Below are 17,798 nucleotides of genomic sequence, written 5' to 3' on the forward strand. Positions count from 1 at the left end.
CATGAAATAATGAGAAACGTGCATGAATAAATGAGAATTTTCCATCGATGAAAGAATGAACGCACACGCTTCGATGGGAATGGTGTCCGTCGCAAATATTCGGAAACTCACCACAAAGCGCAACCGATGCATGAGACTCGAGTTCAACGGCAACAGGAGCCTCATCCGGCTGAAGTTCGCCGACGACAACATCAAGGCGTGCGGGGCCGTCCTGGTCTGCGCCGATGTTGATTGCTCGTGACGTGCACGGGTCCGGCATTCGGTAGCAAAGACCACCAGACCTGATCCTGCCCGTCATGTAGTCTCCGTCTGGAGTCGGAGACTACATGACGCGGAAGAAGAACGCGTCCCCTTACGACGTGCCGTTCCCGTCAACATAAGTCCGAAATGCCTCCATCGCCCACTTCGCCTGCTTTGCAGATGGGCTCCGCTCCCAATCGCCAAGTCCATACTCTCCCATGGTCTTGGCGATTCCAGCCAACTTCCAATGGATCTGTTTACTCTTCTTGCCCCACTCGGCAACCTTGAACCAGGTTGTGGCTTCGATCTTCCGAACCTCCGCGATCAAGGCGAGATCCTCGCTGGTGAGACCATCTCGGCGGTCGATCACCACTCCACCCCGCGTTTCCACAGCAACCGTGTGAGTCGACAACTCAGGGGGGAGTTCCCTGGGTATGTCGAGGGCAATGTCGCGCATATGCTCCCAGCACTTGTCTTTCTTTGCCCACTCGCTCGGCATCTTCGGCTCGGCGCTTTTCCTCAACTCTCGGTCAATCACAACAACCCATTCCAAGAGCATTGCTGACAATGCCTTCGAAATATCCTGCTGTGCCCAGATTGCCTCAAAATCGATTCGTCCTCCCGTTTTCCAAGCCAAGATACTAACAGTGTAGGCGGCGATATTCGCTTGGTACGCCGGGAACTTGGCCTTCTTGACGATGGCTAATACAGAGCGGAACAAAATTGCCTTTGCAACATAAGCACGGAACCAAGCTTGGTCAGGCTCGAACCCTGCCGGATAGCGGTCCTTTAGCGCCTGCATGAAAAAAGCGAAGTTCTTCTGATTTCCGAAGCTAACCAAATGCGGGTATCCGTCCCATGCATTCAGGTACTTAGCCAAGTCCGTTTTGGCAAAGCGCCGGTCCTTCGGCGTCTCTGCTGCGAATCTCCGCTGCTGGTCCTTTGAGAATGAGACCTTCAATTCAGCCGCGGAATAGCTTCCACGTGCTCGCTCGTAGAACCAGCGGCCCCGGCCATCTGGAAGCCACGTATTGTTCGCAAGTCCCTCAACCTTGATGTGGAACGGATCATTTGCCGAGAAATCAGCAGGTTGAACAGTGTTCTGCGAGTTCGCTGACCGCGATACCGCAGCTACCATTGTATTCAAATCGCCATGGGCTACACGGATGATCTTTGCAGGGACCATGATCTCGTCCAGCCGTGCACTGTCCTTCTTGCGCGCCCGATGTAGGCTGGCGGTCGTCTGGCCTCCATTAACAATCTGGAGCCCGCGAAGAGACCGGATTCTTATGGCACCTAGTGCTGCCTCTTCTATGTCAACGTCATCAACAGTTGCGACGATGCCATTGTTGTAAGCCAGGAACTGTTGCGGTTCCTCTAGGATTGTCTTCCGGAGCCCGGCATTTACACTCTTGCGGCCTCGTAGTCCCAGGAATGCCCGGACGTTCAGCTCAAGAAGGCGGGTTCCATACTTCTCATAGACGCTCGCAAGTACAGAGCCTGGTATGGCAGCGAGATAAGCATCGTAGCCCGCGGTATCACCGGAAGTTTTCAGGCAAGGAAGGCTCGCTCCCGACTCTGCTTCGAAATCGATCCAGATGTCATCTCTGGTCAGACCCTCCCCAAGGATCTTGTGGATCCGTTCGATGCCATACAAATCTACGACAACCCTGGTGCCGTCACGCGTCTCCTTGATGTCTATGGATCTAAGTCCGGCTTGGGCATCAGAGAGGATAATCACGCGGAGGACACTGATCTTTTCGTGCGACTCGGATATCCGCCGCGCCAGATCGGATGCATCCGTGTTGGAAGGTTCGATTCGGTCGTGCAGTCCCCTACAGCTACAATCGAAGAAGTTTACCGCCTCCCGAAAGGCCGTCGTCAATTCATCTTTGGTGAGATGTCGGGGCGGCAAGTCGCCAGTATAGATAGTGGTCACGAGGAGCAATCGCTCCTCATCCTCAGGCAGCGCGAAGCCCGTAATGCGGCACTTCTTGTTGCCAAATTTAACGTTCCCCTCCGGAATGTAGGTTGCGTTCTCGATGACGCCCTCTTCACCGAGCTTGTCGAGCATCTGTTTGGTGAACTCACGCTCGGAGTACAGCTCTCCGGTTTCCGATGTCCTGCCAGCCTCGACGTCATCGGCGAGTTGTCGAGCAAAGGCCTCTATAGCGTCCTCTACCTTCACCTGCCGGAGCGAGCGCGCGTCGGGGTTATGGGCCGTCTTCTCGAACTGCTGGGCAGTCGTCCCGCCGAGGTCCTCGTGACCAGCGGAGTGCACGGCGCTGAGGAGGGTCAGCGGCCCGTCGATCTGCGTCTCCTCACCGTTGCGGACCAGAACAGCCGGCTTGGCATAGACGTCCTGGAGCGAGATTGCGCGCTCGTCGAGCTTCTTGGCCTTCTGGCTGGCAATAAGTGCCTTGTCGAGAACAGCGCTCTGCGTCACTCCGCGCACGGTGCGCGAGAAGACATAGTCGCCCTCACGGACCTCGCCAGTCCAGCCGTGATCGAATTCGTTCGAGATCGCGTCGAGACGCTGGGCGATATAGGCCGCAGCCGCTGGACCCTTCTGCGGGTCCTCCAAGACGTCGGGGCACAGCGCGCCGGCAATCGCCGCCTGCTCCACCACCTTGCGGTCGTAGCGCGCGTGAAGGCTGTTCAGCACTTGGCGCACGAAGCAGGCCTCGTCGATCAGGCCCGCGAGCTGGTCGCCCTGGAGCGACACGCCGGATTCGAGGCGAAGCACCGCGCTCTCGAGGCCCGCATCAATGATTGAGGTGTCCATAGCGATTACACATTCATACTGTAAGGAGGGTCCGGAGGGAGGCATCGTCCCGCCGGAATTGCATCAGTGAGCGTTCGTTCAACAGGTAGCTGGCATCCACCACCGCCGAAGGGATCGTCGCGCGGGTAAGGCACGGGAAGCCTTCCAAGACCTCATAGCCGTAGAACTCGGCCACGTCGAAGCGTTCGCCGTACAGATGTGCGTCGACGTCCAGATACCCGGCGCGGAGAAGTGCCATCTCGAGATCAGCGGATACCGTTGGCGCATGCTTGGCGACGGATGACCGAACCGTGGCGACGAGCTCAGGTAATGTCCGCCCATTCGTTGTGGGCAGCAGACGGGGCCGCAGGATCACAAGTCGGCTGGCGTCTGGGATATCCAACTGGTCAACAGAGGATACATGTATCCGTCCATCGGCTCCGGCTGCGGCCTTGACCTCAAAGTCGGTCGACGAGAAGACGAAATCATGAAGTCCTCGCGCCGGTCCTTGCCAAGCAAGCACGGTAGGTCCGTATCCAGAAACGTCTGCGATCTGGGTTAGGCACACCAATTCGCCCATCAGCCCGATCTGCGCTTCGCGGCCGAGCCCTCTGCTACGCAACCGGAGACAGGCCTGCCAAGCATCCAAACGAGTCGTGAGTAGGTGCCAAGCACCCTCTATCCGTCCGCCGCCATCGACAACATCAACGAGGTCCGCAGCGAGTACCTCGAACACCTCCCGCAGTTCGCCGCGCTCAAGCGATACGACCGCGCGATAGCTGCGGCGCTCGAAATCTCGCTGTTCGATGACCGAAAGCCCATCGGCTTCGAAGCGTATCCTTGCCGAGGGGCCATCGTGTCCTGAGGACTCGAAGATGACAGTGAGGGCGTTATCCTCATGCCGAAGCGCCGCATAGCGCTGGAGGGGGGACGTCCCCTCAATGCGACGGGCACGCCACTGGCGTCCACCAGCCGGAACGTTCGCTAGGTTGGCCCAGAGCGCCCGCATCTCGTCCAATCTGGTCATTCGTCGTCAACCCGGAGCTCAACAGTGTTGAATCTGTAGCGGACGGAACGCGCTTTGTCCGAGTCAGGGAAGCTGATAACGACGCCGAAGATCGGGAAATCGAACCCGACGCCAGCCTTCTTTGGGGATAGAGGATAGATCAGTAGTAATCCTCGCCGCGGGTCCCGCCCGCGTGCCTCGCGTATCTCTGGGCCGTCGGGATTTGACTTGTGCTCCTTCTTTATCTTGTCACGTTTCCGATTTGTCGCATCGAGAGCCCAAGTAAACTCCTCCGGGGTCAGGTCCAATGCTTCGTCGCGAGGGCTGAGGAGCGTCCCGATGATGTAGCGATCGGAGCGCGGGCTGCTCCGAGGCTTGCGTTCGATCGTCGTGAAGGACCAGCCTTCAAAGGGCAGGACTTCGCCATCGCCGGCCAGGACGGCAACGGTCCATGTCGTAAGCTCCCCGATCGCGATTTGCTCCCGGATATACGTTGCGAGGCGATCGGCCACCAAGTCCCGCGCTTCCTCAGGGAAGGTCAAGCGACTCACAAATGACGCGACGGAAAGTCCGTCTACCCCGCTCCAGATGCGAGCCGATCCTGATGAACGTGCATTGGCTTTCGACGCAGAATTGGAGTCGCCCAATGAATTCAGGAACTGGATCACCTGGGTGGCGTTCGCAAGGTTTTCATCCCTGCCCGAAAAGAAGATCGTCTGGATCTTGCCCTCTCCGGCAAAGCTTACTTGGAATTCGCGCGAGTGCCGCATCTTGTTTGATGCGGTTACGGCCATGATCTCGTGCGACTTGATTCTCAGGCCATACTGCTCGGGTGTGGCCCCAAGGCGCGACATGGTATCGATGCGACTCCGCAGCTCCTCAGCAGCTCCGGCAACATGCCGGAACCAGAGCTGGAGGTCAGGGGTCACAAAAAGGCGGCAGAGATCGATGTATCCGGGTCTGTACCCAAACCAACGCCCCATCTGCATAAGGCTGTCGTACATTTTCGAGGGCCGCAGGAAGTAGCTGACGGTCAGCCCTTCCAGGGTAAGCCCACGCGAAAGCTTGTCCCCGCCTATTGCGATGACACTGAGCCCATTATCTTCATTGCCCTCGTAATCGATCGCCGTCGGCGATGCGCTGTTCACGACGAGAGGCTTGATCTTTTCGACAGCCTCCAGAAGACAAGCGTCCACGGCCTCCCACGTGGTATTGGGGAGAGACGCCCCGATCGCGTGCTGACGGATGGCGTCGCTTGTGGGTTCGAAATCGGCAGTCCAGAGGTCCCTCAACTCGGCGGTCAGACGATCTCTGCCGACGCCATAGCGAAGTACCCGCTTTGCCTCGGTCAACCATTCGTCCACTTGGTCATAAACGCGCTGGTGGACATCCTTGAAGCGCGACACGTGGATCAGCATCGAGCTGTGCTTCCGTGATTGCCCACGGGCGGCACGTGCCGCGCAGGCCACGACGAAGGTCTTCAGTGCCGTTTCGAGGGACGGCGGAAGGCGATCTTCGCCCTGATATCGTGGTTTGAACTCCTTCTTATGACTTGCCGGGATCCAGCCCTCTCCATCCTGGTCAAGGGATCGGATCAACGGAAGAGGATCGTCGACTTCACCATCCTCATCCGCGTCTATCCCGAAGACGACCCCGGGGCCAATATAATCGGATGGCGTAGGCAGATTCACGATGAAGCTACGCGGGAACAGATCCTCACCGTACTTTCGTGCGATCGCCTCATCATGGATCAGGATGTTCGCGAATGGCGTTGCCGTGTATCCGACATAGGCCGACCGATCGAACGCTTTCAGAAGACGGCGTATCTCACCATTGATCCTGCTCGGATCGTAATCCTCCGCCGGCACTCCATCCCCATCGAGCTCTGGATCTCCAGTATCAACCGAAGCCTGATCGGCTTCGTCGTCGATAACGAGCAGGGGGGCGCTAGAGGTATCCCCTCGAGGCGCCAGGATTTCGGTCACCCAGCTATTCAGGTTCCGCAGGATGCTGGCGTTCTTCTTGACCACCAAAAGGAGCGGTCGCTGCTGAACTCCGGTTCCTGTCTGATCCGCAATCGAGCGTCGGAAATCGGACGTTTTGGTGGTAAGGTACTCCGCATGACAGGATCCGTCGATCGCACCGACACCGATAGGCAAAGGCACTTGCCCGCGCTTAACCCGGGACGTGTCATAGCCTAGGAAGTCGCGATCAAGACGAGCTTGTGTCTGTCCCCGAAGGGCATTGTGCATTCCAGCAAGGACGATGATGAGCTTGTACCCTGCGTCCGCTGCCTTTGCGATCAGCCCGGCGTAGTTTGCGGTTTTCCCCGACTGGACATGGCCAACGACGAGCCCACGTCGATCCCATGGCCCCGGGCGTAGTGGATCCTCAAGAAGCTCCATTACGATATCAGTGGTCTCATCAATCGCCGTGACGGCAGCGCTTGGCCATCTCAGTTCCTGGTCGAGGAAATCACGATACCGCCTGAAGAAGCGGCGCCCCTGCTTCCGATCGCCAAAGTACCAATCCTGGTGTCCCGTCGGGTCTATGAGTGTTGTTGCTCTTCCGATCGTGACGGCCATCCGGGTTTCGATCTCTGAGACGATACGCTCCCTTGCCTCAGGGACTAGGCCGAGGGTCTGGAACGCTCTCAGCATCTCATCGACCACAGTTTCGATCTCCGACCGCTCATAGGGGCCGTTCGGCTGTCGGAGCCTCAGCATCTGCTGAGCGGCTGAAGTGACTATGTCTTCTCCGGAGGTCATGTTCGATTTCTCACTCGGAAATGGCGATCCAGTTTGGTCTTCAAGTCGGCGATGCGATCGAATGGGTCCATCCTCGATATCATCGGGACGGCTTCTTCGAATGGTATTCCTGCCTTGTGGAATGTCCTGACTATAGCCACGGCTTGGCCGATGAGTTCCGCCTCGTCAGCGGAAGCATCTTCAGCACCTGAGGGCGGTCCATGTTCAGTTACATCGAGCCATACCCGCTCGATCGGGACTGTCCGCTCGATAAGGCCGAGCAATGTATCAAGCATTTGGCCGTTCGCGCCTAAGCGCTTGCGAACGACATCGACGAGCTCATGATCACGCCTGATGAAGTATCTGCTGCCCATGTCGATTGATTTTACATCCCAGATCTTGGAAACCACCTGGGACTTCATACGTGGCCCATAGGCACCACGATGCACGAATACCTCCCGTGCGCGCTTACGCACGTCCTCAGCGATCCGCTGAAGTTCAGGGCGGACAGCATCAGGTGGGCGAGCCGTAGACTTGCGGACATCAATGCGCCAATCCTTGTCAGCAGCATTTGTGATGTCGACCCGTATCCTAGCGAGGCGGCTTGGCTCGTCTCGCGTCCAAGCCCTTCCACGTCCAAGACCAAGCCACCCCCCAGCGATCAGCAATCGCTTTGCACGATAGACGTAGAATCCTTGCTGCGCATTCCACCCCTCGGGTCCACCGCCTTTCTCAAAATCGCTATCGGTCTTGAAGCGATCCCTGTGCGGCAGGATGAATCCTTGGACCTTGATGAGCCCCCCGGGAGCCCGCAGTGGCTGTTCGGGTGAGGGAATGGTGGATTCATACGATCTCAGAAACGGATCCCAGCCCTTCAGAGGGGTGCCATTAAGGGAGATCACGATCCGTCGGGCGTCACCGTCAAGAAAACGCTGGAATACCATCTCAAGATGAAAATGAAGCAGTTCCAGGTCGCGAAGGAACGCCCCCCGACTGGGCTTATCCTCCTCGCGACCGAAATCAACCTTCTCCCAGAGAACAAGCGTGCCCGAAGCTCTGCTCTTCAACTTTTCTAGTGCGGGTGCAGGACCGGAATATTCGTTCTCCAGTATCTCCCATCGTCCGCCTGCACCATTAACATGGTCGACATCCCATGCCATGATATTACGTTGGTCTCCGGCCTTTGAGGCGACGGTCAGACGTCGACACTGGGACAGGGACGCAGTCTTAAGGCCAAGACCAAACCTTCCCAAGTCGCTACTGGCGCGGGCTGCCTGCGGTCCAGCCCCGCCGAAGCGGAGGGCCTCGATCATCTGATCCGATCCAATCCCTGCCCCATCATCGAGGATCGTCATGACCGGCTCACCCCGGTTCCAGTCGAAGTCTATTTCGATATGAACTGCGCCCGCCGATATGCTGTTATCCACCAAGTCAGCCACGGCTGTGTCCAAGGAGTATCCGACACCCCTCAGGGAGTTCATGAGTGCAGAAGCGGAAGGAGGTACGTCCCGGGCTGGCAAAGAAAAGGACTCGTAAACGGAAGGAGCGTGAAGCAGTCGCCACGACGATAGAAGCTAATCTTCTGGAAGACGAGATCCCCCCGCCTCGCAAGGACGTCATGTCCGTGGAAAAGCGGTCCGCCTTGATGTCGCGTATCCGCGGGAAGGATACCAAGCCGGAACTTGCGGTTGGCGCCATGCTGTCAGTGATGGGGCTCAGACCCGAGTCCCATCCTCGGGATCTGCCAGGCAGGCCAGACTTCGTTCTGCGCGATTTACGGCTGGCCATCTTTGTCGATGGTGATTTCTGGCACGGATGGCGCTTCCCGTCCTGGGAGCACAAACTTAGTCCGTTCTGGGCTGAGAAAATCGGAAAGAACCGAGCGCGCGATCGCCGGAACTTCGCGAAGCTGCGGAGGAGAGGATGGACCGTAGTCAGGGTCTGGGAGCATCAACTGAAGAAAAATCCGGAGCAGGTTGCTGACAGGATCAGAACCTTGGTCTCTGCCAACCAATGACGCGGCGAAAAAGAATTGGATATTTGGGCATCCCACCTGGCATTCCCCAGCAGGGATGATAGGGGTGGCCCATGGCTATCAGGATCTTGGATCTCTTCTGTGGAGCAGGCGGTTCGAGTGCCGGGGCTAAGATGGCCGGCGCCAGAATCGTTGGCGGCATCGACATGGACCCGATCGCGACCGCTACTTTTGCGGACAACTTTCGCCGCGCGGTCACCGAGACGAGGAGGCTCGACGAGAAAAGCCTTCCAGGGCGTCACTTGCTTGAGGGGTCAATTGATCTGCTACTTGCTTCCCCGGAATGTACGAATCATTCCCCTGCGAAGGGAGCCCGGGAGCGGGATGAGGCAAGCAAGAAGACGTCACACTATGTGATCTCCTTCGCGGAGCGTCTGAGACCTCGCTGGATCGTCCTGGAAAACGTTGTCCAGCTTCGGAATTGGCATGGGTATTCTCCCCTTATCGAAGGGCTAGAGGATCTTGGATACAAAATCCGCCCCCAGATCCTTGACGCGGCCGAATTCGGCGTCCCTCAGACGCGCCGGCGCCTCTTCGTTATGGCAGATCTCGATGGTATGCCCCCAGAGATACGGTCGAGGACCAAAAAGCGCCCTTTCGCAAGGGACATCGTTCGCCTGGATGGCACATGGGAGGCGAGACCACTGCGGAGCGCCAACAGAGCTAGCGCGACGTTAGAACGTGCCGAACGGGGAATCGCCGCACTTGGCCCAGGCGTCCCATTCCTCATTGTCTATTATGGATCTGACGGATCCGGTGGCTGGCAACCTCTCGACCGCCCACTCAGAACTCTTACGACCTTGGACAGGTTCGGCCTTGTGACTTGGGAAGGCCGAGAGCCAATGCTCCGCATGCTCCAGGTTCCAGAGTTGAAGGCGGCAATGGGCCTGCCTGAGGCATTTCGCCTTGAGTACGGCAGCCGGAGGGACAAGATCAGGTTGATCGGCAATGGGGTGGCGCCGCCAGTGATGCGCGCGGTCATCGAAGGGATGGCGGGCCAGCGCAAACAAGGGCGCAATTCTGTGAAGCTGTAGGAGGACGTGTACTTGGCATGGCCTGATGGGCCCAGCAACCTTCAGGGACGGAAGAATAAGCTTTCAGAGTGCGATCCAGCCTGTTGACCAATGAGCCATAAGACGTTGGTTGGACTAGGCTGAGCATGGTTTTTTCGCTTTGATGCTTGCATAGGAAACGTTCGAGGCACAGCCAGCTTGGCGAAGAAGCTCTCCCATACCGAATGCTTTGCTTACTTCGGAACAAAACCACACAATGTGCAGTGGAGTTGGTCCGCGAAAAGCCCAGACGGAAAGACGGTAGTCGTTACCCTTTGGCAGGACATGTTCGAAAGGCGGGATGGACGGTTCATATATGAGCGTCCAGGTTTTAATCCGAGTGAACCTGATACTCGCCCAGGCTTTCGAGAACTCATGAAGAACTTGGAATGGGCGCGTGACCACTGTGATGGTCGTTTCAGGGTCATCGTCGGCATCGCAAAGGATCGGAATGCACGTCCACGTGCGATCAAGGAGTGCTTTCCGTCGGACAAGCTCGTGATGAAGTTGACGCATCTCGATACATTGATCGGTGCCTTCACGGCCGAAGCAGCAACGGATTGATATACCCCGTCCCCAAAAGCCTTGCCTCTAGCTGTTAGTGATTACCAAAAACCTTTATCAAGCAGAGTCGCCAGTAGCCTTCCCTATAGACCGTGTCTATTGGCGATCCTCTTCTGCATCCGTCGACCCGGAGGAAGTGGACAGTACCGTCGTCTCGACATACTTCAGCAATTGGTGCAGGGGGCGCCTAAGCTGTTCGATCTTCTCCCATGAAACGTCGCCACCTTCGAAAATGGCCATCAAATTCTGATGGGGGATGAAGTATTGGCTCGGCGTCAATGATATAATTCCGCCATCGAAGAGATCTTTTTGCACGGTCCTTAGGTCGGAGCGCTTGAGCTCACCCCGGCGGGCGGGAAACCTGTTTGCCATAATGCGTAGCCATCGAGCCCACGCCCAAGCAAGGTTCAGCCCTCGGGTGACATTATCGAGACCCTCGGCGGCATCGAGTTTGGCTCGTACGGACACCAACTCCCTCTCCAACTGAACTCGGTCCCGCACGTTAATTTCCCGAAGAGCTCGTGCATGTGCTTGATCAGCCGAAACGTCCAGGAACCGGATCAGGAACAGGATAGAAGAATCTTCTCTCGAACCTATGGCTCTCGAAATCTCTTTGAAGCGCGTGACGCTACGCGCCTCATATGACGTATCGAACTGGTCGGTGCGCGGCGGCCGAACTCGATTGGCAATCTCTATGATGATCAATTTCGGCTTGGAAACCTCTTGTCCTGTCGGCCGGCCTTCAGACAGTTTCGCAACCAAGTCGAGCCTCATTCCCGGACGGATATCCAGATTGAGGGTAGAGGGCCTAACGTCTCGAGTTACCTCATAGCCGGCAGCGACATACTCTGAGATGATTGCATCTATCTGATCATTTTGGGTCACGATTATATCGCCTTCGAGTGATCCGGTGGATCCTGCACGCGCACGTAGATTGATGCCTGGGTATATTGCGCCTGCAAAAGGGCGCTGAACTCTCTGGAGGAGAGAGCGTTCCCGTGGAGAACGTTATGGAAGACGAGGTCGGTACGTTGACTTGTGATCCTCTCAACCTCCCGGTCATCCCAGAGAATTCTCGTCCCTGCCTTTCGTCGGGATACCCCATTTCGACCATCAAGTGCGTCGAGGATAGCCTTGAGAATGTTGTCGACGTCCTTCCGACGATCAAGCCGCCTGAAATATCGTACGGTGATCGAGGTGGGACCTGGGATCATTACCCCTCCTGAATGACCAAGGACGCTGGCGTCATAGACGCGTCGACGCCAAGCTCTATAGGGATGAGTCCCGTACCTGTTTACGGAGATTGGCGACCCGGCAACGATGAAATGGTGGAGCGTTTTCACTGGAGAACAGCATGTACTTATTGACGCCCCGTCCATCGTACTTTTCCGCAATCGCCGCAAGGGCCCATGTAGCGTGTTGGTCGCGCACAAGTACCCAGCAACGCGCACTGCGTTCCAAGTCAGTGCTGCAATCGCCTCGCTGACAGAGCAACATCGATCATTCTTCGCGACATGTGCAAGGATCCTCCCGGCCACACCCCGGCAATTACTTTCATCTCCGCCTCGTCCAGGGGACGACCCAACGCGGGTCTAATCCCTGCTCGGCGATGATGCGATGACTAAGGGTCGGAAAATGCTGATATTTCGGCTCGGGAAAGTGAATTATCCGGCAATGGCCCCGCAGTGGTCCCGAGAGGCCGTCAAGCTAATTAGCGGTATTAACCAACTGAGATGAGAAACATTACAGGGAGCCTGCACATGGGGATCGTGGAAGCGGCATGCTGTCTCCCGCTCCAGAAACGCAAGTAGTGCATCGTGCGCTCGTCGGTTATAGCGGGAGGTGTCGACCTTCTCGATCTCATCCAGAATCACGCCCGGCCCTGCGATCCGGTACCCGGTGATGAGGGCGACCGGAAGATACGGCTCGCCCGTGGTCCACCGACGGGGTGTCCCCGCGAAGGCCCTGCCAGACACCCCGCAGCACGGAATGACATCGTGCAGCACCTTGAGCACATTGACGAGGCGGCGTGCGAAGCGTGATTTTCTGGATACTGGCGAGCCAACAAGGATGCTCGGAGGGAAGTAGCCTGGGTCGCACTGTCCGAAGGCTCCATCACTCCGCGCTGTGGCTCCTTGCACAATCAAGAACTGCCTCCCGCCGCCCCGCCTGGAGGGCTTCCCATGGGCTGTCGCCGTCCAATGCACTGTCCGGTGTCAGGAACCATTCCAGTCGCATCCAGGAAGACCTGATCGGCATGACGGAGAGGATATTGCGCACGTGCAGGATTGTCGTCGGGTTTTTCAATTGAAACGCCGGGTAGACTGTACGGCCGTCCATGTCGACGGCGATCAGGTCGCCCCCTTCCGTGTACCGCCGCAACTCCGGAAGGCTCATGCCGAGCCAGTCGGCCACCAAGTCCTCTTCCAACACGCCGCCGGCCTTGCGGGTCAGCAACTGCTTGTACTCGGCAACGTCGCGATGCTGGATTGCATCGTCGCGGTAGTTCTGCCGCAGCAGCACCTTCGGTGGTGCCTCTCCGCTCAGGAATCGTACGATCGCCCGGCCGTGCCACAGGGCAGTGTCGACGGATGCTTCAAGGCGTTCCGGTCGAGGATGCCCCGACAGCGGCACGAACGCGTCGTCGGCGGCAAGCGCGGCGAGCCAGCCCAGTGCCGTCCAGGCGAGCGTGAGATCCGCCAGTGTCGGCTCCGGTGACGTCTCGGCGGATACCGCGAGGGCGGTTGCCGCATTGCAGGCAAGCGTGATCATGCTCGCGCGCTGCCCGAGGGCTGCCCGGTAGACGCTGCACCGCAGCTTCCCCTCATGGTCATCCTCGGGCAGCGCGAGCATCAGCAAGTAGATGCTCTGGGCTAGCTTCGCGCCAAAAACACTGGAAGCTTCCAAGTCGTTGAGCAGTTCCTGAAATGGGAGGAGCGCTTGGCGCTCTGGTGGCTCGAGCCGCTCAAGGCGGGCGATCTCGCCCTTGACCCAGGTAAGGACGTCCTCACGGATGCTGTCCTCGAAGAACGGCATGAGGCGCAGCAGCTCGTCGGCGGATGGGAGTGCCCGCCCAGCCAGGATGTGGCCCTGGCGGGTGTTGTAGGCACGGACTTCAGTCGTTCGGACCGTCATGGGCCATCCCTCCGCGGACGCATACGCAAGAAATCGACGAGCGCCTGCCCGTGGTGTCGTGCGGTGTGTGCCGGCGCGTCGCAGCGGATGGGTCTCGGTTGCCCCACCAGTGCAGGGTCACATGCCGCCACCTCGGCCAGCCAGCCCAGCGCCGTGGCGATCAGTTGATAGTCGGCTTCGGCCAGCGATCCGGCCTCGGCTGAAACCAAGGCAAGTGAGACTGCCGTGCTCGCAACGTCGACTTTGGCCTCCCTCACCCCGAGCGCCGCCCGGTAATAGCTGCACCGAAGCCACCCCTCGTGATAGGCCGTGGGGAACGCGAGCATCAGACGATCAACGATTGGACGCAAATCCCACTGGGTTGAGGCTCGACTGCTTGCCACCTGTCGCAAGTGCCGGGCGTGATGGATGATCGACGCTTCGCAGTCATTCCAGTCGTCGGATTTGTATCCGTCACGTTCGATGCCACCCAGCAAGCGCCCGGCGTAGTGGCGCATGTCCTCGTGGAGGCTACCATTGAAGAACGGCATTCCGCGCATGAGCTCGACAGCCTCGGGCCATGCCCTTCCTACGAGAATGTCCCTCATGCGTTGCGGAGGATCGTTCGCTTGCGGCGGAATGGAAGCCGGATGTCGTACGAGGCTATCGGCTTCCACGCGTGCCGCTTGGCGATCGGCACCCATGCCGGCATCCAGATCAGCCGACCCGCTGGGCGTCCGTCGGCTTTCCTCATCGGTCGGGAGTAGATGTGACCGGAGCCGGCTAAGATACACCCGGCAGCGGCGGTGATCGGTGAGCTCCCAAGGCGGTAGGGCATCCACCACTTGGAGAACGAGCCCGACCAAGCGCTCGTCAGTCGTGCGGGGATCCCTCGCGCCATCCCGCAACGAACGGAGGGCAACGAGGTATCGTGGACGGTTCCAGGTTGGGTCCGGCTCCTCCGCCTTTCGCCGCAACATGCGCTCCACCCAGATGCACATATCGGCGCGGATGCTGTCCCAGTAGAAAGGAAATCCGGCTTCGAGTTCCGAGGCTTTTGGGAGCCTTCGCCCCGCCCGAATGTCCCTAATGATTCTGCCGTTCATGGAGCCTCCCTTACGACACCCAAGGCCTGTTCCCCGTAAACTGCCCCCTCAGGCCCACTGGGACGCTGCGAGCATGACAGTGTCCGAGCGCATGGATAGGCCTCGGACATGATCCAGATGCCGGACGTGCGGCTCACGCATTCGGTCCCGGGGATCAGCAAATGCTCCGAAGCCGCGCCGACCAAGCAGGCTATCGGGAACCGCGCCTTGCTCCAGAAGTCCATGACCGGGCCATGCATTTTGTCCCCCATACGCGCTGTGACCGAGGTCAGTGCCTCACGTCCCTGCTCGCCAGAATGACCTCGATCACCCTTCGCAGCTTGCGCAATGAACCGCCCGGCCATGCCTTCATCACGGCTTCGATTTCGATCCCGTCCAGCGAGCTGCCCCAGCGGCAATCCAGTCCTTGCTCGGCCAGGATGTCGGACATGACTTGGCGGGCGAGGATCGGGAGGTGCTCGCGGCCGGGCTCGGGAAACGGGACCACTCGGCAGCGGTCCCGGAGCGGGGCCGAAAGCCCCTCGAGGGAGTTAGCTGTCATCAGCCATGTGACATAGGAAAGGTCACATGGCGCCTGGACATAGGGATCGTGAAAGCGGGACGCTGTCTCCCGCTCCAGGAACGCCAGAAGTGCGTCATGGACCTGACCGTTGTGGCGGGAGGTCCCGACCTTCTCGATCTCGTCCAGGATCGCACCTGGTCCTGCCGCCTTGTAGCGGGTGATGAGGGCCATCGGGAGGGAGGGTTCGCCGGTCGACCATCGACGGGGAGTGCCGGCGAAGGAGCCATCGGAAACCCCACCGCATGGAATTAGGTCGTGAGGCAGATTGAGAACCTTCAGGAGGCGTGTCGCGAAGCGGGACTTGCCGCATCCAGGAGAGCCGACAAGGATAGTTGGGCGGATCTGGACATGTGAGCGGACCGCGACGTCCCGAAGGACATCGTCGATCACGTCTGCCGCATACGGGAACTCCGCCCTCAACGCTGCGCGAGCAGCTTGGAGATCAGGCATCGGGACCAGCGGCAAGGCCCTTCCGGTGAGCCCCTCGAGTTCCTTCGCGACCTTCTTCCCTTCCCCCGTATTCGCATTGCCGACGTGGCTGAAAATGACCACTGATGTCGACATAGCGACTCCCGGGGACCCCATCGGGATCGAGTCGCTCGGGGTGTTTGCGGTTTCGCTCGCCGCCAGCTTTCCGCGTGCCGTCTCCTCGTCAGCGATGGCGGTGAGCAGTGCCTCGTGAGCTTGTTGTTCCACAAACTCGACGAGCAATCCCCCGTAGTGGTCAACCATTATCGCTGCCTCGGCCCGGGATGTTACTCGGACCTCACGCCCGAGATAGGCGTATTCAGGATCGGACGTTGCGAAGAAGAGCCAACCCAGTGCGGCCTTGACCATTTTCAGGGCCGTCGCCGGCTCCCTCGAGTATGACTGCATCGCAAGAGCCATGAGGACGGCATCGCGAGCAAGTGCGAGCGCAGCGCGATGATCGCTAAGGTGCGCGAGATAGATCCGGCACCGCAGTCGCCAGGACTGGACACCATCCGGAAGACGGGGCGCAGCCTCCTCAAGGCTATCCGTGAGTGCCCTGACCTCATCTGCGCTTGGACTGACGGTGAGTTGCTCCAGGCAGTTGAGGACTGCGGCGAAGTGGACGTGATTTGCCCTCTTCCGCAACCGAGGCATCAGCCGCTCGGCAAAAGCCTGCATGTCCTGCCGGATGTCGCCAGCAAGGAACGGCATCCCCTCGAGGAGTTCTTGCTCCGTCGGCAGGTGAAGGCCTGCTAAGGCGGCTTTCCGTCTCCGCTCGAAATGCTTTCGATCACGATCTGGACTGCGGCCAGGATCTTGGGGTGGCATGTCTGCTGGCATAAGAAATCCTGCTGATCACGACGGCCTGATAGGGCCCAGCGGACTTCCGAGGCGGTACCAGCCCGCGAGGCCCCTTACCCAACCTTGCTGTTCAGCGAAGATCCAAAGATCCGGCATCTCCCTGAGGGTTTCGCCCTTTGGAAGGAACAGATCGTCAGTCGAGTCGGCCATGATCCTTAGGGATGGCGTGTCTTTGATCTCGATGCTCCAATTGTTGAGGATAGGAGCCTCAATCAGTTCCTGGGCAGTGGGTCCATGCCCATCCTGAATTGCTCGGAGAACTGCGCTGAGGTGTTCGAGCCCGTCGATCAGCCGGGCGACGGCGTCCCGGCCCAGGATCCGATCCTTGAGGATTACGAACATCAAGTCCCTCCTATGGTCTGAAGCGGCATCTGCCGACAAAGATGTGCGGGACGGCTGGGGACAGCCGTGCCGTGTGCTCACTCGTCGGGACGATGAACCAGGGCTTCGTGCGCTGAGACGAGTGGCTCCCAGCGGAGCGGGCGCACCCGTCCACCCAATGTTTTACTCTTGGAGCTTCTCCGGCTGCCCGAGACGGTACCAACGCTCAAGCGTCAGCACCCAGCTACGCGGCTCGGCAAGGACCCAGAGGTCCGTCGAACAGAAGCCGAGATACTTCTCCGGCAGGTTGCTCGCCACACGCCCAAACAGGGCTTTTGCGGGTACGAATTCCGTGGCCCAGTTTTCAATGACCGGGGCGTTGGTGAGGTCGTCCTCGGTCGGACCGGCGCCTGCGTGGATTGCCCTCAGGTTCGCGGCGAGACGCTCGAGGCGATCGGCTGTCAGAAGCATTTGATCAGCGTCGGTGAATTCATTGCCCTCGAGTTCGAACATTCGAAGTCTCCTATTCGACAGGATTGCTCTGAACGCGGAGCGATCTCCGTCCGTCACACGTTGGATGTGCGCTCGTCAGACCTGCTCAAGGACGATCTGCAAACTTGCCGGCTCCATTCCGCATCGGCAGCAGGATTCGGGCCTTGATGGCGGCCAGCATGTGCATGGTCGTACGAATCCTTTTGCAGAGCATGCTAACGATGACGGGCAAGCACTCAGGCCCTCTCTGGACAAGGAGCCGGATCTGAATGGCTACAAGCCCCGGGTCGTCGGCTGGGATCAAATCGATGTCAAACGGCACTTGCCGGACGTTGTCCAGGGATGGAGCACGCCCGGGAGGGAGAACCTGGAAATGGAGAGGGTGAAGTCCCAACTCGCCTGCCCCAGCCGCGAGCAGGACGCTTGAGGCGGTTCGCGATCCACCTCCTTTTGAACCTCCAAG

13 protein-coding genes are annotated in these 17,798 nt (G+C 58.9%); 3 read left to right on the top strand and 10 right to left on the bottom strand.

The genetic code is table 11. The features are described 5' to 3' along the window. Positions 1 to 352: 352 nt before the first annotated feature. Genes JKL45_RS01560 through JKL45_RS01575 form a run of 4 tightly spaced genes read right to left on the bottom strand, consistent with a single transcriptional unit; the run spans position 353 to position 8,238 of the window. The gene (locus JKL45_RS01560; protein WP_201859339.1) at positions 353 to 3,025 is read right to left on the bottom strand and encodes an AIPR family protein; all 2,673 of its coding nucleotides are present in this window, start codon (positions 3,023 to 3,025) and stop codon (positions 353 to 355) included. A 13-nt stretch (positions 3,026 to 3,038) separates the two neighbouring features. Beyond that, the gene (locus JKL45_RS01565) at positions 3,039 to 4,031 is read right to left on the bottom strand and encodes a PD-(D/E)XK motif protein (RefSeq protein WP_201859340.1); all 993 of its coding nucleotides are present in this window, start codon (positions 4,029 to 4,031) and stop codon (positions 3,039 to 3,041) included. Continuing rightward, the gene (locus JKL45_RS01570; protein WP_201859341.1) at positions 4,028 to 6,778 is read right to left on the bottom strand and encodes a Z1 domain-containing protein; all 2,751 of its coding nucleotides are present in this window, start codon (positions 6,776 to 6,778) and stop codon (positions 4,028 to 4,030) included. The genes JKL45_RS01565 and JKL45_RS01570 overlap by 4 nt, the downstream gene beginning before the upstream one ends. Continuing rightward, positions 6,775 to 8,238, bottom strand: a complete 1,464-nt coding sequence (locus JKL45_RS01575) for an ATP-binding protein (protein ID WP_281401654.1) — start codon at positions 8,236 to 8,238, stop codon at positions 6,775 to 6,777. Before JKL45_RS01575 ends, JKL45_RS01570 begins: the two co-directional genes overlap by 4 nt. Positions 8,239 to 8,240: 2 nt before the next feature. On the opposite strand from JKL45_RS01575, the gene JKL45_RS01580 reads away from it, so the two are divergent. The 3 genes from JKL45_RS01580 (at position 8,241) to JKL45_RS01590 (ending at position 10,408) form a co-directional block, all read left to right on the top strand. Then, the gene (locus tag JKL45_RS01580; RefSeq protein ID WP_201859343.1) at positions 8,241 to 8,774 is read left to right on the top strand and encodes a very short patch repair endonuclease; all 534 of its coding nucleotides are present in this window, start codon (positions 8,241 to 8,243) and stop codon (positions 8,772 to 8,774) included. A 71-nt stretch (positions 8,775 to 8,845) separates the two neighbouring features. Then, positions 8,846 to 9,826, top strand: coding sequence for a DNA cytosine methyltransferase (locus tag JKL45_RS01585; RefSeq protein ID WP_201859344.1), 981 nt, complete (start codon positions 8,846 to 8,848; stop codon positions 9,824 to 9,826). A gap of 177 nt (positions 9,827 to 10,003) precedes the next feature. Next, positions 10,004 to 10,408 (top strand): hypothetical protein, encoded by a 405-nt coding sequence (locus tag JKL45_RS01590; RefSeq protein WP_201859345.1) that lies wholly within the window; start codon positions 10,004 to 10,006, stop codon positions 10,406 to 10,408. Positions 10,409 to 10,504: 96 nt separating this feature from the next. On the opposite strand, the gene JKL45_RS01595 is transcribed toward JKL45_RS01590, so the two are convergent. The 6 genes from JKL45_RS01595 to JKL45_RS01620 all read right to left on the bottom strand — a co-directional run bounded on the left by JKL45_RS01595 (position 10,505) and on the right by JKL45_RS01620 (position 17,356). Beyond that, complete coding sequence (locus tag JKL45_RS01595; protein WP_201859346.1) at positions 10,505 to 11,293, bottom strand: hypothetical protein; 789 nt, start codon at positions 11,291 to 11,293, stop codon at positions 10,505 to 10,507. 1,230 nt (positions 11,294 to 12,523) lie between these two features. Next, entirely contained in the window at positions 12,524 to 13,543 is a 1,020-nt protein-coding gene (locus JKL45_RS01600; RefSeq protein ID WP_201859347.1) for a hypothetical protein, read from the bottom strand. Continuing rightward, positions 13,540 to 14,628: a hypothetical protein gene (locus JKL45_RS01605; RefSeq protein ID WP_201859348.1), complete on the bottom strand. Its 1,089-nt coding sequence runs from the start codon at positions 14,626 to 14,628 to the stop codon at positions 13,540 to 13,542. The genes JKL45_RS01600 and JKL45_RS01605 overlap by 4 nt, the downstream gene beginning before the upstream one ends. A 268-nt stretch (positions 14,629 to 14,896) precedes the next feature. Further along, positions 14,897 to 16,372, bottom strand: coding sequence for an AAA family ATPase (locus tag JKL45_RS01610; RefSeq protein WP_201859349.1), 1,476 nt, complete (start codon positions 16,370 to 16,372; stop codon positions 14,897 to 14,899). 144 nt (positions 16,373 to 16,516) lie between these two features. Beyond that, positions 16,517 to 16,864, bottom strand: a complete 348-nt coding sequence (locus JKL45_RS01615; RefSeq protein ID WP_201859350.1) for a DUF6634 family protein — start codon at positions 16,862 to 16,864, stop codon at positions 16,517 to 16,519. A gap of 162 nt (positions 16,865 to 17,026) precedes the next feature. After that, positions 17,027 to 17,356, bottom strand: a complete 330-nt coding sequence (locus JKL45_RS01620) for a DUF6634 family protein (RefSeq protein ID WP_201859351.1) — start codon at positions 17,354 to 17,356, stop codon at positions 17,027 to 17,029. Positions 17,357 to 17,798: the final 442 nt, after the last annotated feature.

It is taken from the genome of Microvirga soli, from assembly GCF_016734765.1.
Lineage (GTDB): Bacteria > Pseudomonadota > Alphaproteobacteria > Rhizobiales > Beijerinckiaceae > Microvirga > Microvirga soli.

Excerpts from the sequence above, each read along its gene's own strand:
- JKL45_RS01585 (WP_201859344.1), top strand. The coding sequence starts at position 8,846 with ATGGCTATCAGGATCTTGGATCTCTTCTGTGGAGCAGGCGGTTCGAGT.
- JKL45_RS01620 (WP_201859351.1), bottom strand. The coding sequence starts at position 17,356 with ATGTTCGAACTCGAGGGCAATGAATTCACCGACGCTGATCAAATGCTT.
- JKL45_RS01565 (WP_201859340.1), bottom strand. The coding sequence starts at position 4,031 with ATGACCAGATTGGACGAGATGCGGGCGCTCTGGGCCAACCTAGCGAAC.
- JKL45_RS01575 (WP_281401654.1), bottom strand. The coding sequence starts at position 8,238 with ATGAACTCCCTGAGGGGTGTCGGATACTCCTTGGACACAGCCGTGGCT.
- JKL45_RS01570 (WP_201859341.1), bottom strand. The coding sequence starts at position 6,778 with ATGACCTCCGGAGAAGACATAGTCACTTCAGCCGCTCAGCAGATGCTG.
- JKL45_RS01615 (WP_201859350.1), bottom strand. The coding sequence starts at position 16,864 with ATGTTCGTAATCCTCAAGGATCGGATCCTGGGCCGGGACGCCGTCGCC.
- JKL45_RS01600 (WP_201859347.1), bottom strand. The coding sequence starts at position 13,543 with ATGACGGTCCGAACGACTGAAGTCCGTGCCTACAACACCCGCCAGGGC.
- JKL45_RS01560 (WP_201859339.1), bottom strand. The coding sequence starts at position 3,025 with ATGGACACCTCAATCATTGATGCGGGCCTCGAGAGCGCGGTGCTTCGC.
- JKL45_RS01610 (WP_201859349.1), bottom strand. The coding sequence starts at position 16,372 with ATGCCGTTCCTTGCTGGCGACATCCGGCAGGACATGCAGGCTTTTGCC.
- JKL45_RS01605 (WP_201859348.1), bottom strand. The coding sequence starts at position 14,628 with ATGAACGGCAGAATCATTAGGGACATTCGGGCGGGGCGAAGGCTCCCA.